Genomic DNA, 14,436 nt, shown 5'->3' with positions numbered 1-14,436 from the left:
TGCCGCGTCGAGTCGTCGGCGACCCGGGGGCTCACCGGCGACCAGGTCGCTCGCTGATCCAGGCGACGGCCGCGTGCATGCCGGACTCGATCGGACCGCGGCGGAACCAGCGCAGCCACAGCACGGCGAAGATCGCGGCGACCGCGGCGAAGGCGAGGAGCACCCAGAGCGGTTCGCCGGGCATCGCGCTGAGCCCGAGCGCGTTGATGGCGAGGACGTGCCCGGTGTACACGGTCAACGACATGGTTCCCACCGCCGCGATGGGCCACGTCAGTCGCGGCAGACGCGAGGACAGCCAGATCGAGGCGGCGATGACGACGAGCGCGGCACCGACGCCCCCGATGATCTCCAACGGTGCGCCCGTGTGCTGGTCGGCGCTCAGCAGACTCGCCCACTCGACCTCGCCGGTCGGCTTCCCCTCGCCGAACGGCTTCATCCCGGCGCCCTCGGCCTTGTCGAGCATGCTGCCGAAGTCCTTCTTCGATGCCTCCCAAGTGGGGGCCGCGCCCGGAACCAGGAGGCGCGCGGCGAACGCGCCGCCGTACCCGACGATCATCAGCCCGACGCCCCACACGAGAAGGCGCACCTTGCGCAGCCGTTCGACGCCGATGCGGCCGAGCCCCAGACCGACGAAGAGGAACGGCATCCAGGTGATGGCCGGGTACGCCCCCGTCAGCAGAAGTCGTGTCACCCCTTCTCCCGAGAGGAGGGCGATCGGATCGACGCGATCGATCTGTGCCAGCGCCCCCGTGACGACGGCCGAGGACCGCAAGAGCATCGACGCGATGGGGCCCGCCACCGCGGTGGCGCCGGCAAGGATGAACAGTGTCCGAGGCGCAAGGCGGAGGAAGGGCAGAGAGAGCAGGAAGAACACCCCGTAGTAGGCCAGGATCACCTTGACCGGGGTGCCCAGGGCCACGAGGGCCGTGCCGAGAGCGAGGATCAGGACGGCGCGGACGGCGATCTTCTGCGCCGCCACGCGCGAGCTCGCGCCGATGTCGCGGCCCCCGGACATCAGGGCGAGGGACACCCCGGCGAGCGTGGCGAACAGGATCGACGACCGCCCCTGCGCCAGGGCCATGACCGAGCCGACGACGGTGCCGTCGTCGGCCGAGGGGCCCACGTGCGCGGCCAGCATGCCGAGCATCGCCACCCCGCGGGCCAAGTCGATACCCCGGATGCGAAACCGCTTCGGAGCCGGCGGCCCCTCGGGCGTCGACCGGGTGAGCGCGGCGGGAGAGGGGCTCGTCATCGTCGTGTTCCGTTCGGTCGTGGGGCGCGGTAAAGCGGACGGTGGGCGGGACGAGTCACGGCTCAGGGAGCCGCCGACTCGCGGGAGCGGCGGAGCGCTCCGGTCAGCTGGGCGGCCTTCCTCAGCGTCAGCCCGGGGATGTAGCAGCGGACCAGTGCGATCGCGATCGAGGGGAGCTGCGCGGGGTCCGGGTAGACCATCCAGAGCGGAGAGAAGACGGGCTGGAACTTCTTCTTGAAGTTCGCCAGCGACCGAAAGCCGTACGCGGGCTCGAGCAGCGCGCCGAGGGCATCCAGCCCGCGGTCCAGGGAGCTGCGGTCGTGCTCGTCGCCCGACGTATGACGGGCCAGCGGCGAGCCCGACAGGCTCAGGAACGTCATGCCGTCGGCGCGGAGCTGCTCGACGGCCCGGCCGATGAGGAACTCCATCACGCCGTTCATCGCCCCGTCCCGGCGACGCATGACATCGAGGGCATAGCCCACCACCTGGCCGTCACGGTGGACGGGGATCCAACTCGTGAAGGCGACGATGCGCTCATGCGCGTCGCGGGCCAGCAGCAGCCGCACCGCGGGGTCGTCGATCTGCTCGGTCGAGCCGAGCGTGAATCCCATCTCGGGGATGCTCTTGTCGGCCACCCAGGCCTCGGAGATGTCGCGGATCTGGCCCCGCTCGAGGAACGTCAGGGCACTCCAGCGGGTCCACTGCGAGGTGACTCCCTCGCGGTCGGCGCGGTGGGTGGCGGTCCGCACGTCCTGGCGCTTCTTTCCGGTCGGCATCCACGTGACCGGGTCGATCAGCGCCTCCTCGGCGACCTGAAGCCGCTGCCACCCCAGCGAGTCCAGACGCGCGCGGTCGGCTTCATCGACGCTGTAGAAGACCGGCGTCCAGCCGTGTTCCTCGCAGAAATCGGCGAAGGCGCGCCCGACCGTAGGGGAGGTGCGGTCGGGGCCGAAGGGGCCGCCGAGGGTCACCGCGAACCCTCCGCGGACGCGGTAGGCGACCGCGGCCTCGACGTCGGGGGAGAACCAGTACGAGTTGCCCTCCCAGAGCGTCATGTGTCCGAGGGTGTCCCCGGATCCCGCCGCGAGCAGCGTCTGCGCGCGCTCGCGATCAGGCGACCCGGCCTCGGCCCGAGAGTTCGCGATGAACCGCACGGATGCCACGGCGACCGCGACCCAGAAGAGCAGCGGCGGCAGGTACCACACGACCTGCGCCGCCCCGCTGGCCGGCACGAACGCCAGCGCCTCCGCGGGGAGGAGCGACGGGGGGAGCAGCCGGAGCGGGAGCGTCGCCATCAGGGCCGGCACGCTCGGCCACGGGCGGAACCCGCCCGCGAAGGCGAGGGTGCCGACCACGGCGATCGTGAGGGAGAGGATCGCGGACAGAAGGATCGTCGAGGCGAAGCGGCGGCGGACGATGGCGCCGGAGGGGATCTGGGCGGCCGAGCGGAAGCGGAGGAGGAGGACGGCGGCGGCGAGGGGCAGAAGCGCCCCCACGACCATGCCGAGCACGGTCTGCCACACGTCGGTGACGGCGAATGCTTCGCGTGCGCCGGCGAGCTGCTCGAGCGTGTCGATCTCGCTCAGCGCGACGAGGGCGACCATCGCGACGAACGTCATCAGGTTGATCGCCACGGCGAGGTGCAGTGCGCCGCGCCGCCCGCGCAGGATCCCCCAGGCCGCGACCAGCAGGACGACCTGCGGCAGCGCCGCGATCCACCCCGCCCACGGCTGGAGCTCGGTGTAGTCGCTCAGCGGGACCGGACACGGCGCGGCGCTCGAGCCGATGGCGCAGACGACATCGTTCACCGTCGCGAGGGGGTCGTACGACAGCCAGCCGTAGATCGACAACAGGCCCGCGCCCGACCCCCAGAGGGTCGCGATCACCGGGCCCACGGCGATGATGACGGTCAGGGCGGCCAGGAGGATGCGCTTCTCGCGGAGCGAGCTGCGCAGCACCCCGGGGGCGCTCGACCCACCCATCAGCAATCCCGCGCCCGCGCCCACCGGGAGGGCGATGAGCGCGTACATGTCGCTGGCGGATGCGGCGTAGAGGAAGAGCGTGACGGCGAAGACGATGCTGCCGAGGCGGATGCGTCGGCGCCACAGCGGTGACGCGAAGCAGCTGGCGGCCATGGCGACCGTCACGAGCGCCGCGAGAGGCGGTGCCCCCGCCACCGGCGGAGCGTTGAGGGGGATCGCCGGGATGACGTGCTCCTCGAAGACGCCGAGCGCCTGTCCGATCGTGGCAACGACCAGGCCGCCGCCGAAGAACGCCGCCAGAAGGCGACGGGTTCCGAGCACGCCCTCGGCCAATCCGCACACGACGAGGGTGACCGCGAGCACCGCAGCCAGGGTGAGCGGCTGATCCACGCGCAGAAGGGCCAAGAGCATCTCGCGGACGTCGAACGGCCCGGCATCCAGCTTGCCGCCGCCCGTGGCCATCGTCACGACGCTGGCCACCACCATGGCCGTCGCAATCGACACGGTGCCGAGGCGCCGGCGCAAGAGGGTGACGGCGGCGCGCGAGCGCGGCGTGCGAGGGTCCTGCCGCGCCGCGGGCGTCGATACCGTCGGGGTCGAGACCTGAGACATCGGTCCTCCGTCTGACGTGGATGCCGTGGGTCCGGCATCCCTCTCCATGCTTCCCGCCGCGGCTTCCGGGGCCATCGGCCATCCGGCCGTGGGTCGCATCCGATCGGGTGGTGCCGCCGCTGCCGACCGGGTCAACGAGCGCCCACCTGCGCCGGCCACAGCCACCGGACCATCAGCGGCCCGGCGATGCCGTGGAGCACCACGCTGCCCAGAACGACCATGCACGTGGCGGCGAGCACGAGGAATCCCTCCTCGCCGGGGAGGGCATTGGCGGCGATCAGGCCGAAGACGATGGATGCCGCGCCGCGTGGCCCCATCGCGGCGACGAACAGTCTCTCCTTCGGCGTCGCGTCACTGCCGATCAGCGAGAGGAGGACGGGGAGGAACCGGCCGAGCGTCAGGGCGACGAGCGCGAGGACGATGGCCGGCCACCATTCGTACGTCTCGCTCAGCAGGACGATCGCGGCGAAGCCGAAGGCGAGCCACAGCAGCAGGTTCAGCAGCCAGGACAGGTCTTCGAGCAGGGTGATCTCTGCGGCGGCGAGAGGATCCGTGCCGCGGGTGAGGCGCACGGCCACGCCCGCGACGAAGACGGCGACGAAGCCGTTGCCTTGGAGGGCGAGCGCCAACCCGAACACGATCAGCGGCGCGGCGATGAAGGCGATGCGCATGCTCTGCGGCTCCGTCCAGCCGCGACGGTCCGCGAAGCGGATCGCTCCACCGATCACGGCTCCGGCGACGGCGCCCACCAGGATGGCGATGAGACCGGCCGGTGCGGCAACGGCGAAGGCGCGGCCGGCGTCGGAGGTCGTCCCCGCCGCCGCGAAGGCGACGGCGCCGAGGAGGAAGGGCGAGACCAGACCGTCGTTGTAGCCGCTCTCGATGCTCAACCACCGGCGCACGCGCGCCGGGACACGGCTATCGCGTACGAGCGACGTCTCTGGTGAGAAGTCGGCCGGGACCGAGATGCAGGCGATGGCCAGGATGACCGCGATCGACAGCCCCAGCGGCAGCACGAGTCCGACGGCGAGCACCAGGATGAGCGACAGCGGCAGGCCGATGCCGAGAAGGCGCGCGGGCACGCCGGTGAAGTGGGAGCGCAGCGACCCGCGCACCTCGAGGGCGTCCACGAAGAGCAGGTAGGCGAGCACGATCTCCGCGAAGAAGAGGGTCGCCTTCGAGTCCAGGAACAGCTCACCCTGGCCCGGTAGCAGCGCCCCGGCGAGAAGGCCGAGCGCCGTCATGACGATGGGGCCGTTGACCGTGGCCTTGCGGAACAGCCGGCTCCACAGTGCCCAGATGAGCAGGGCGGCGCCGATGACGAGAAGGGGGACGGACAACGTGTGCTCCTGCGGTGTCGGTGGGCGGGCGAGGGCGGAGCGCTCAGCTCGCGAAGAGATCGATGTCGACCTCGTCGACATCGGGGAGGAAGCCCTGCGAAACGGTCAGGCGCACGGTCGCGATGCCATCCCACTCGCGATCGTCCCGTGGAGTCAGAGCTCGGACGCGAAGGGTGACCCCGGCGGCGGTTTCGTCGCGACTCAGCGCGAGTCTGTCGCCCCCGTCCACCCACTCGCCGTCACGGAGCAGGCTCAGCCGCGCGCGCGAGGCCGCCCCGTCGACGAGTTCGACCGTTGCCGAGGCATCGCGCGTCAGGGAGGCGACGGGGGCCGTTCGGAGTTCGACGGCGCCGGGCCTCTCGTCGGTCGGCCCGGCGGAGCTCTCCGAGGCTGCCGTCGCCTCGTCGAGGCGCGCCACACCGTGGCCCCGGATGCCGAGGGGCAGAGCGACGATGGAGAGCGTCACCGCGAGCGCAAGGGCGATCCCGCCGACGATGAGTCTGCGCCGGGCCTGTCGGGCCGTGGGAACGCGCTCGGGAGCGACAACGTGCATGCGATCTCCTCTGAACCGGGGGCGGGACTTTTCCACTGTCGCTCGTCGCCGGGAGTTCGGCACCGGCCGACCGGCTACGCTCCGGTCCGTTCGGGTAGACGAGGTCGCGTCACGCTCCCCGGGTGCCGCCGACTCCCTAACCTGGGCGCATGGCCTCCACTGCCTCCGCCCCCATCCGTGTCGTCGTCGTCGATGACGAGGCACTCGTCCGTTCGGGCTTCTCCTACATCCTCGATGCCGCTCCCGACATCGAGGTGGTCGCGACCGCTGACGGCGTGGAGGCGATGGACGTGCTCGAGGACGCACGTCCCGATGTGGTGCTGCTCGATATCCGGATGCCGGGACGCGACGGCCTGGAGGTGCTCCGCGAGATCCGCGCGCGCGGGTGGGCCATGACGGTCGCGATCCTGACGACCTTCGACTCCGACGATCACATCGCCGCGGCCCTCGAAGCGGGAGCGGCGGGCTTCCTCGTCAAGGACACCGACCCCCGTCAGCTCCCGCAACTCGTCCGCACCCTGCACGGGGGCGGCGTTGTCTTCTCGCCGACGGTGAGTCGGGCGGTGGTCGCGGGGTATCTGCGGCCGGAGCCCGGAGCCGATGAGCGGCTCGTGGCCGAGCTCACCGAGCGCGAGAAGGAGATCCTCGTGCACCTCGGGCGGGGGCTGTCCAACATCCAGATCGGTTCCGCGATGTTCCTGAGCCCCGCCACGGTGAAGGCGCACATCAGCTCGATCCTCGGCAAGCTCGGTGTCGATGGTCGTGTCTCGGCCGCCCTCGTCGCCGAGCGGGCGGGCCTCCTGCGCGACGCGGGTGGTGCCCGATGAACCGTCGTGCCCTCCTCATCGACCTCGCCCTGGTCGCGGCGGCGGCGGTGGACGGCATCCTGAATCTCTACACCGCGGGCGCGCCCGAGCTCGTCCTCACGCTCGTCGCCGCAGCGGGGCTCCTCTTCCGGCGACGTTTTCCGCTGGTGAGCGTCGCCCTGGCACTCCCCTCCCTCTTCGTGACGGGCGGACCGATCGCCTCGGTGATCGCCCTGTACACCGTCGCTGCGCTGATGACGTCGACGACGGTCGTGGTGGTGGCGTCGGTGGCGACGTTCCTCGGCCTCGTCGCATCGTGGCAGTTCTTCGAATCGCTGAACGATCTACTTCTCGCTGTGGTGTACGCGACGATGACCTCGGGCGGCGCTGTGGCGATCGGCCGTCTGCGCCGCAGCCAGAGCAGGCTGGCCGCGAGCCTGTCCGAGCTTCGGCGCGTGCGCGAAGAGGAGAACCGGCTCGCCGCCCGCGAGGCGGTCGCCGAGGAGCGCGCTCACCTGGCCCGTGAGATGCACGACGTCGTATCGCATCAGGTGAGTCTCATCACTGTGCAGGCCGGGGCGCTGATGGTGCGTGCCGCCGATCCCGAGGTCGTGGAGACGGCCGACACCATTCGCATCCTGGCGGCGACCACTCTCACGGAACTGCGGCAGATGCTGATGGTGTTGCGCGCGGACGGGCCCGAGGCGGCACCGCTGACCCCGCAGCCCACCCTCGACCACCTCGACGCGTTGCTCGACGCGACCGATCTCGACGTCACCGCGGACATCGCCCTACCGTCGGGCCTGCCGCGGGTGGCGCAGCGCGCGATCTATCGGACGATCCAGGAGGGTCTGACGAACGCGCGCAAACATGCTCCCGGCGCCCGCGTCGAGGTGACGGCCGGCGTCGTCGACGGAACCACGGCGCAGCTGCGCGTGCGCAATGCGATGCCGGAAGCGCCCGTGGCCGCACCGGTCGAGACCGCTCGGCTCGGTCATCTGGGCCTTTCCGAGCGCGCGCACATGCTCGGCGGCACCTTCCGCGCGGGACCGACGGCCGACGGTGCGTACGAGATCGAGCTGCGCTTCCCGCTCTCGGGCGCCGGAACCGCGCGGGACTGACGGGTTCTTCTGGAGTCCGGCCTCGCGCCTGCGCCCGCGGGCCCGCGCCGCGGCCCCGATCAGCGCAGCACGCTGGCGCCGAGCTCGACCGGGCTGCCCTCGATGTTGCCGACGATCCCGCGGATCACTCCCGTGCCGTCCTCGCGGCGCAGGCCGTCGTACCAGGCCTGCGTGGCCTCGACGTCGAACGCGTGCGTCTCGTGCGCGCGCTTGCGGGCGCGCAGCACCAGGTCGCCGGCCCGCTCGGTGCGGATCCGCTCGTACCGCTTCAGCGAGTCCTCGACGCCGAGGGTGGTCGTGGCGAACACGATGCCGAGGGCGAAGCTGTCCTCCAGCGCCGAGCACGCGCCCTGCCCGATGTCGGGGGCGGTGTTGTGCGCGGCATCACCGAGGATCGCCACGCGCCCCCGCACCCACGTGTCGAACGGGTCGATGTCCCAGATCTCGACGCGGTTGAGCGAGGCGTCGGGGTCGATGGCATCCAGAAGGGCCCGAACGCCCGGGGCGCCCCACGAACCGAACGCCGTCTCGAGCGCGGCCATGCGGTCCTCCAGCACGCCCGATGGGCCCGGCACGTCGACGAAGAAGTAGAAGCGGTCGCCCGCGACCGGCATGACGGCGCAGCGTTTTCCGTCGCCGACATACGTCGTCCACTGTTCGGGCGGTCCGATGCGCGGGTCGGCGTCGACCAGGCCGTTGTAGTTCACGTAGCCCGAGTAGCGCCGTTCGGGGCGGATGCCGCTGGGCTCGGTGACGTAGTCCCGTACGAGCGAGCGCGCCCCGTCGGCCCCGATGAGCAGGTCGGCGGTGTCGGTCGTGCCGTCGGCGAACGTCGCCGTCACGGTGGTGCCGTCGTCGGAGACCCCGACCAGCTGTCGGCCGAGGTGGATGTGGCCTGCGCCCACGGCATCCATCATGAGCGCCTGCAGGTCGGCGCGCGCGACGGGGTAGGGCCGCTGCCCGGTCTGGGAGGTGACGGATGCCAGGCTGAACCGGCACATCTCGTCGCCGGTGTGTCCGTCGTAGTAGGCCATGTCGTCCATGCGACCGCCGAGGGCGGCGACCTGGGGGCCGAGGCCGAGCCAGTTGAGGACCTTCACGCCGTTGGACCACAGCGACAGCGCGGCACCGACCGGGCGGTTCTCGCGCATCCGGTCGTAGACGACGACCTCGTGGCCGAGCTTCTGCAGCGCGAGGGCGGCGGAGGTGCCGCCGACGCCGGCGCCGATGACGATGACCTTCATGGCTCCTCAGCTTCCGCGGTAGGTCGTGTAGGCGAACGGGCTCAGCAGCAGCGGCACGTGCAGGTGCCCCTCGCCCGTGACGGTGAACGCCACCGTCGCGACGGGGTGGAACGACGCGACGCCGCGGGCGCGGAAGTAGGCGCCGGTGTCGAACGTCAGCGCGTAGTCGCCGTCGTCGAGGCGATCGGGGCCGAGCGCGAGGCGCCCGTCGGCGTCGGTGGACGCCGAGTCGATCGTCGCGCCGTCGAGGTGAGCCAGCGTCAGCGTGATGCCGGCCGCGGGCGTTCCGGTCGCGGCATCCAGGACGTGGGTGGTGAGGTGCGTCATTCGGCGGGCTCCGGTTCGTCGGGGGCGTCGTCGGCGAGGGTGGTCCGCAGGCGCAGCAGCGCGATCTCGGCGAGCTGCCGCGTCGCCTCGACCGTCTCGGCGTCGGGGCCGTTGCCGAGCCGCCGCTCGAGTTCGGCGCGGATCTCGCCCGGCGTGCGCCCGGCCGCGCGGATGAGGAACACGCGGCCGAAACGCTCTTCGTATGCGGCGTTGCCGGCCGCGATCGCGGCGACGTCGTCGTCGGCGGCGGTGGTCATCGCGGCCTGTTCGCGTCGGGATGCCGCGGCCTCGGCGTTCTCGCCCGACACCGTGGCGCCGATGCGCGGGTGGGCGTGCAGGGCCTGTGCGAGGTCGTCCGGCGACCAGGCGGAGGCGAGGTCTCCGGCGTAGGCGGCGAGGGCGTCGACATCCGCGTAGGGGCGGCCGGCGACGACGGCGTCCACCCACCCCGGGATGTCGGCCCACACCCGCACGACGGCGTCGGCCTCGGCGGCATCCGCGGTGTTGAAGGCGGTGAGGTGCATGCCCGCCACGCTATGCCGCGCGCGTTACGGGGCTGTGGCGCGATGTGTCGGCGATGTTGCTGTGAGGAACATTGTGGTGTGCCGGCTCTGGGTTCGGGGCCGTGGCTGGGCCGGGCTGTCGGGATTGGGGCGCGTTTCTCCGTTTGGGGCGCGTTATTCTGCGCCCCAAACGGAAGATCGCGCCCCAAACCCCGCCGACGCGACCCTATCCACGGCCCAGGTGTTCGCATGAATGTTGATGACGGTTACATCGGCGAAACGCGGGGCACTTAGCGTGATCGGCATGAGTACGAGGATCGCGGCCCGCCGCACGTTCGTCGACGGACGTTTCACTCCCGCCACGGTCGTGATCGACGAGGGCCAGATCACCGCCGTCACCGTCTTCGATCCGATGGCCGACCGCGTGCTGCCCGACGACGCTGTGCTGCTGCCGGGCCTCGTCGACTCGCACGTGCACCTCGACGAGCCCGGCCGCACCGAGTGGGAGGGCTTCGCCACCGGCACCGCTGCCGCCGCGGCCGGGGGAGTCACGACCGTGGTCGACATGCCGCTCAACAGCTCGCCGGTCACGACGACCCCCGAAGCCCTGGATGCCAAGCGCGCCGCCGCGGCGGGAAAGCTCGCGGTCGACGTGGCCTACTGGGGAGGTGCCGTCCCCGACAACCTCGGGTCGCTCCGCGCGCTGGCGGATGCCGGGGTCGTCGGGGTCAAGTGCTTCCTCTCGCCGAGCGGCATCGACGAGTTCGGCCACCTCGACGCGAACCAGCTCGAGGCGTGTCTCGCCGAGCTCGCCGTGTTCGACGGGTTGCTCATCGTGCACGCCGAAGACCCGGCGCATCTGCACGGCGACGGTCCGCTCGGACCGCGCTACGCCGACTTCGAGGCGACGCGTCCACCGCAGAGCGAGCGCGCGGCCATCCGCCGGGTCGTCGAGGCGGCCCGCCGCACCGGCGCCCGCGCGCACATCGTGCACGTGTCCGACGGTGAGGCGCTCGACGACGTCCGTGCCGCGAAGGCCGAGGGCGTGCGTCTGACCGTCGAGACGTGCCCGCACTACCTCACCCTGGACGCCGCCGAGGTGCCCGACGGGGCCGCGGCGTTCAAGTGCTGCCCACCGATCCGCGGCGCCGCGAACCGAGACCTGCTGTGGGCGGGGGTGGTCGACGGCACCATCGACGCCATCGTCAGCGACCACTCGCCCGCGACGGTGGAGCTCAAGTCCAACCCCGACTTCGGCCTGGCCTGGGGCGGAATCGCGGGGCTCCAGACCGGCCTGTCGTCGGTGCATACCGCGGGGCGGGGGCGCGGCATCCGTCTCGAAGATCTGCTGCCCCTACTGACCACAGGGCCCGCCCGCCTCGCGGGTCTCGTGGGCCTCGGCGTCATCGCTCCCGGCGCCCCGGCGCACCTCGTTGCGTTCGCTCCCGACGAGGAATTCGTCGTGGATGCCACGGCCCTCGAATACCGCAACCCGGTCTCGCCGTGGCACGGGCAGACGCTCACCGGCGTCGTACGCGAGACGTGGCTGCGCGGCGAGTCGGTGTTCCGCCGCGGTGAACCGGTGACGCTCCGCGCGGGGCGCGAGCTCGTGAACACGGTGGTCGAGGCATGAGCGCCGTGGTGGCGCCCGGCGCGCGGGTTCCCGGGGGCGCGGAGGCTCCGATCCTGCAGCCCGGCGTCGGTCCGATCCCCGGCGACCACTACGTCCGCGCGACGCCTGAGACGGTGCTGTGGGGGCGGCTTCCGTGCGCGGACGACGCCGCGGTGCTCGAGATCGCGTCGGGTGAGACCGTGACGTTCGACACCGTGAGCCATGAGGGCATCCTCGACGACCAGGGCAAAGACCCGGCGGCGTACTTCGCGTCGCACGGTGTGCCCGCGGAGCATGTGCTCGATGACGCGATCGAGATCGCGGCATCCGTCGCCCGTGACGTGATGACCGACGGCCCGCACGTCGTCGTCGGCCCCGTGCACGTGCGCGGCGCGCACCCCGGCGATCTGCTGAAGATCACGGTCGAGCAGCTCGCCCCGCGCGTGCCGTACGGCGTGATCTCGAACCGCCACGGCAAGGGCGCGCTCGTGGGCGAACTGCCCCGCGGAGAGCACAACGTCAGCGTCTTCGCCGCCGTCGCTGAACGGGACGGGGTGCTGCACGGCACGTTGCCCCTCGCGGAGGGCGCCGCGCCGGTGGTGGCGTTCCCGCTCGCACCGTTCCTCGGCACGATGGGCGTCGCCGTCGCCGGGCATGAGCGACCGCACTCGGTTCCGCCCGGCACCCACGGTGGCAACATCGACATCAACCTGCTCGTCGAGGGGACGACGCTGTTCCTCCCGGTGCAGGTCGAGGGGGCGCTCGCGTACGTCGGCGATCCGCACTTCGCGCAGGGCGACGGCGAGGTCGCGCTCACCGCGCTCGAGGCCTCGCTGCGCGCGACGCTGCGTTTCGAGGTGATCCCCGCGGATGCCGCCCGCGCGGCGTTCGGAGACATCACCGGACCACTCGTGCGGACCCCCGACTACCTCGTGCCGACCGGCATGGACCCCGACCTGGATGCCGCGATGCGCGCGTGCGTCCGCGCGTCGTTGTCGCTGATCGGGGGCCGCTGGGGCATGGACGAGCACCTCGCCTACGCGTACCTCAGCGCCGCGACCGACTTCGACATCTCGCAGGTGGTCGACATCGTGTCGGGGGTGCACGCCCGCATCCGCGAGGCGGACTTCGCGGCGGTTGCCGCCGTGGAGCCCGCGCCCCTGGCATCCATCGCCCCTGACACCGAGGGAGACGCCCCGTGACCCCCGCTCTCGCCCGCGCCTTGGCTCGCACCGAGGCTCCGTCGCCCGCTCCCGCCCCGTCGGTATCCCGCGGACGGGGGTGGGTCGCCACGACGATCGCGCGTCTCGGTCCGTCGACCGACACCGCGTCCGAGAGGGACGAGCGATGACGGATGCCACGGGTTCGGGCGCGGTCCCGGTCGATGCCGCCGTCGGCGCATCGATCCCGGCCGACCTGCGCGAGGCCTTCGACGCGTACGAACGCGCGATCGTCGCGAACGACCTCGATGTGCTCGACGCGTTCTTCGCGCCCGGGCCTCAGACCCTGCGCGGCGACACGGGCGGGCTCCTCGTCGGGCACGACGCGATCAGCGGGTTCCGCGCGCTGCGCGGCGGCGTCCCTCCGCGCGAGATCGCCGAGGTGCACTACCGGCCGCTCGGCGACGACGTCGCGCTCCTTGTCTCGGTCTCGGCGTTCCGCGGCGGCGGGCGGGGGCTGCAGACGCAGGTGTGGCAGCGGATCGGCGGGCAGTGGCTCATCACCGCGGCCCACGTGACCCCGCGCACCCCGGCGCTGGACCGCACGATCTGGCGCAGCGTCGGCGACCCGTTCCAGCAGGGCGCGTGGGAGGGGCCACTCGAGGGGCTCACCGTCGCGGTGAAGGATCTGTTCGCGATCGCGGGGTTCCGCATCGGCGCGGGCAACCCCACGTTCCTCGAGGAGGCCCGCCCCGAGAAGGCCACCGCCCCGGCCGTCGCCGATCTGCTCCGCGCGGGAGCGTCGCTGCGGGGGATCGCCCGCACCGACGAGTTCGCGTATTCGATCGCGGGCGACAACGTGCACTACGGAACTCCGCCGAACGGCGCCGTCGTGGGTGCGCTGCCCGGCGGCTCGTCGAGCGGACCGGCGTCCGCCGTCGCCCTGGGCCACGCCGACATCGGTCTCGCGACCGACACGGCGGGGTCCATCCGCGTGCCCGCGTCCTACCAGGGCCTCTGGGGCCTCCGCACGACGTATGACCTCGTGCCGCGACAGGGCATGCTGCCGCTCGCGCAGTCGTTCGACACGATCGGCTGGCTCACCCGCGACGGCGAGACCCTCCAGCGCGTCGCCGACTGGTGCCTGAGCTACGACGGCTCGGCCTCGACCGAGAACGTCTACGGCGCGTCGGGCGATGACCTGCCGTGGCGCTTCCTCGTGCCCGAGGAGATTCTCGACTGCGTCGAGCCCGCCACCCGCACCGAGTTCTCGCGGATGCTCGCCGCGCTCGCGGCATCCGAGGATCCGCCCCCGTTCCGTGCCGTGCACACGGGAGACCTGGATGCCACCTTCACGGCGTTCCGCACCGTGCAGGGCGCCGAAGCCTGGCGCAACAACGGCGAGTGGATGCGCGCGCACCCCGGGGCGGTGGGTCCGGCGGTGGCGGAGCGGTTCCGCATCGCGTCGCAGATCACCGCCGCGCAGGAGACCTCGGCGCGCGCTGAGCTGGAGCCGCTCGCCGCGGCCCTGGCCGAACTCGTCGACGGTGCCGTGCTGATCTTCCCGACCGTCCCCGGCCCCGCGCCCCTGCGCACCGCCGACGTGGATGCCGTCCGCGCGGCGACCCTGCGCATGACCGCCCCCGCGGCGGTGGCGGGGCTCCCCGCGGTCTCGGTGCCGCTCTTGACCGTCGCCGGCGCACCGGTCGGCGTGTGCCTGGTGTCGCGCGCCGGCACCGACATCGCGCTGGTCCGCCTGGCCCGGCGCCTTTCGGCGCTGGTCGGTGCGGAGGCCGGCCGATGAGCCGCGTTGCCCCGTCGCCCGGCCGAGCGAAACTCCTGATTTTCTGCGCCGAGATGGCGATCGGCCGCCCCCGCGTGCCATCCGCCGCCGGTTTATCAGGAGTTTCGCCCGCTCCCGCCC

12 protein-coding genes are annotated in these 14,436 nt (G+C 72.1%); 5 read left to right on the top strand and 7 right to left on the bottom strand.

Going from position 1 to position 14,436, the window contains the following annotated elements; translation table 11 throughout:
* Positions 1–31: 31 nt before the first annotated feature.
* The 4 genes from FE256_RS04445 to FE256_RS04430 form a co-directional block, all read right to left on the bottom strand.
* Positions 32–1,252: a DUF418 domain-containing protein gene (locus FE256_RS04445; protein WP_138173179.1), complete on the bottom strand. Its 1,221-nt coding sequence runs from the start codon at positions 1,250–1,252 to the stop codon at positions 32–34.
* Positions 1,253–1,314: 62 nt separating this feature from the next.
* Positions 1,315–3,846, bottom strand: a complete 2,532-nt coding sequence (locus FE256_RS04440; RefSeq protein ID WP_138173177.1) for a bifunctional lysylphosphatidylglycerol flippase/synthetase MprF — start codon at positions 3,844–3,846, stop codon at positions 1,315–1,317.
* A 131-nt stretch (positions 3,847–3,977) separates the two neighbouring features.
* Positions 3,978–5,186 carry a cation:proton antiporter domain-containing protein gene (locus tag FE256_RS04435; RefSeq protein WP_138173176.1) on the bottom strand — a complete coding sequence of 403 codons (1,209 nt, stop codon included), beginning with the start codon at positions 5,184–5,186 and terminating at the stop codon, positions 3,978–3,980.
* A gap of 43 nt (positions 5,187–5,229) precedes the next feature.
* Positions 5,230–5,739 (bottom strand): hypothetical protein, encoded by a 510-nt coding sequence (locus tag FE256_RS04430; RefSeq protein WP_138173174.1) that lies wholly within the window; start codon positions 5,737–5,739, stop codon positions 5,230–5,232.
* Positions 5,740–5,888: 149 nt separating this feature from the next.
* On the opposite strand from FE256_RS04430, the gene FE256_RS04425 reads away from it, so the two are divergent.
* The gene (locus tag FE256_RS04425; RefSeq protein WP_138173172.1) at positions 5,889–6,566 is read left to right on the top strand and encodes a response regulator; all 678 of its coding nucleotides are present in this window, start codon (positions 5,889–5,891) and stop codon (positions 6,564–6,566) included.
* Positions 6,563–7,666 (top strand): sensor histidine kinase, encoded by a 1,104-nt coding sequence (locus tag FE256_RS04420; protein WP_138173170.1) that lies wholly within the window; start codon positions 6,563–6,565, stop codon positions 7,664–7,666. Before FE256_RS04425 ends, FE256_RS04420 begins: the two co-directional genes overlap by 4 nt.
* A gap of 59 nt (positions 7,667–7,725) precedes the next feature.
* Here FE256_RS04420 and hpxO read toward each other — a convergent pair whose 3' ends face one another.
* Genes hpxO through uraD form a run of 3 tightly spaced genes read right to left on the bottom strand, consistent with a single transcriptional unit; the run spans position 7,726 to position 9,761 of the window.
* Positions 7,726–8,910 carry an FAD-dependent urate hydroxylase HpxO gene (gene hpxO, locus FE256_RS04415; protein ID WP_138173168.1) on the bottom strand — a complete coding sequence of 395 codons (1,185 nt, stop codon included), beginning with the start codon at positions 8,908–8,910 and terminating at the stop codon, positions 7,726–7,728.
* Between the two features lie 6 nt (positions 8,911–8,916).
* Entirely contained in the window at positions 8,917–9,237 is a 321-nt protein-coding gene (gene uraH / locus FE256_RS04410; RefSeq protein ID WP_138173166.1) for a hydroxyisourate hydrolase, read from the bottom strand.
* Positions 9,234–9,761, bottom strand: a complete 528-nt coding sequence (uraD, locus tag FE256_RS04405) for a 2-oxo-4-hydroxy-4-carboxy-5-ureidoimidazoline decarboxylase (RefSeq protein ID WP_138173164.1) — start codon at positions 9,759–9,761, stop codon at positions 9,234–9,236. Before uraD ends, uraH begins: the two co-directional genes overlap by 4 nt.
* Positions 9,762–10,044: 283 nt before the next feature.
* On the opposite strand from uraD, the gene allB reads away from it, so the two are divergent.
* The 3 genes from allB (at position 10,045) to FE256_RS04390 (ending at position 14,316) form a co-directional block, all read left to right on the top strand.
* Positions 10,045–11,373, top strand: coding sequence for an allantoinase AllB (gene allB / locus FE256_RS04400; protein WP_171024197.1), 1,329 nt, complete (start codon positions 10,045–10,047; stop codon positions 11,371–11,373).
* Positions 11,370–12,554, top strand: coding sequence for an acetamidase/formamidase family protein (locus FE256_RS04395; RefSeq protein ID WP_138173162.1), 1,185 nt, complete (start codon positions 11,370–11,372; stop codon positions 12,552–12,554). Before allB ends, FE256_RS04395 begins: the two co-directional genes overlap by 4 nt.
* 145 nt (positions 12,555–12,699) lie before the next feature.
* Positions 12,700–14,316 (top strand): AtzH-like domain-containing protein, encoded by a 1,617-nt coding sequence (locus tag FE256_RS04390; RefSeq protein WP_138173160.1) that lies wholly within the window; start codon positions 12,700–12,702, stop codon positions 14,314–14,316.
* Positions 14,317–14,436: the final 120 nt, after the last annotated feature.

It is taken from the genome of Microbacterium sp. 5K110 (assembly GCF_005774735.1).
GTDB lineage: Bacteria > Actinomycetota > Actinomycetes > Actinomycetales > Microbacteriaceae > Microbacterium.
This window is presented reverse-complemented; position numbering and strand designations above follow the sequence as displayed.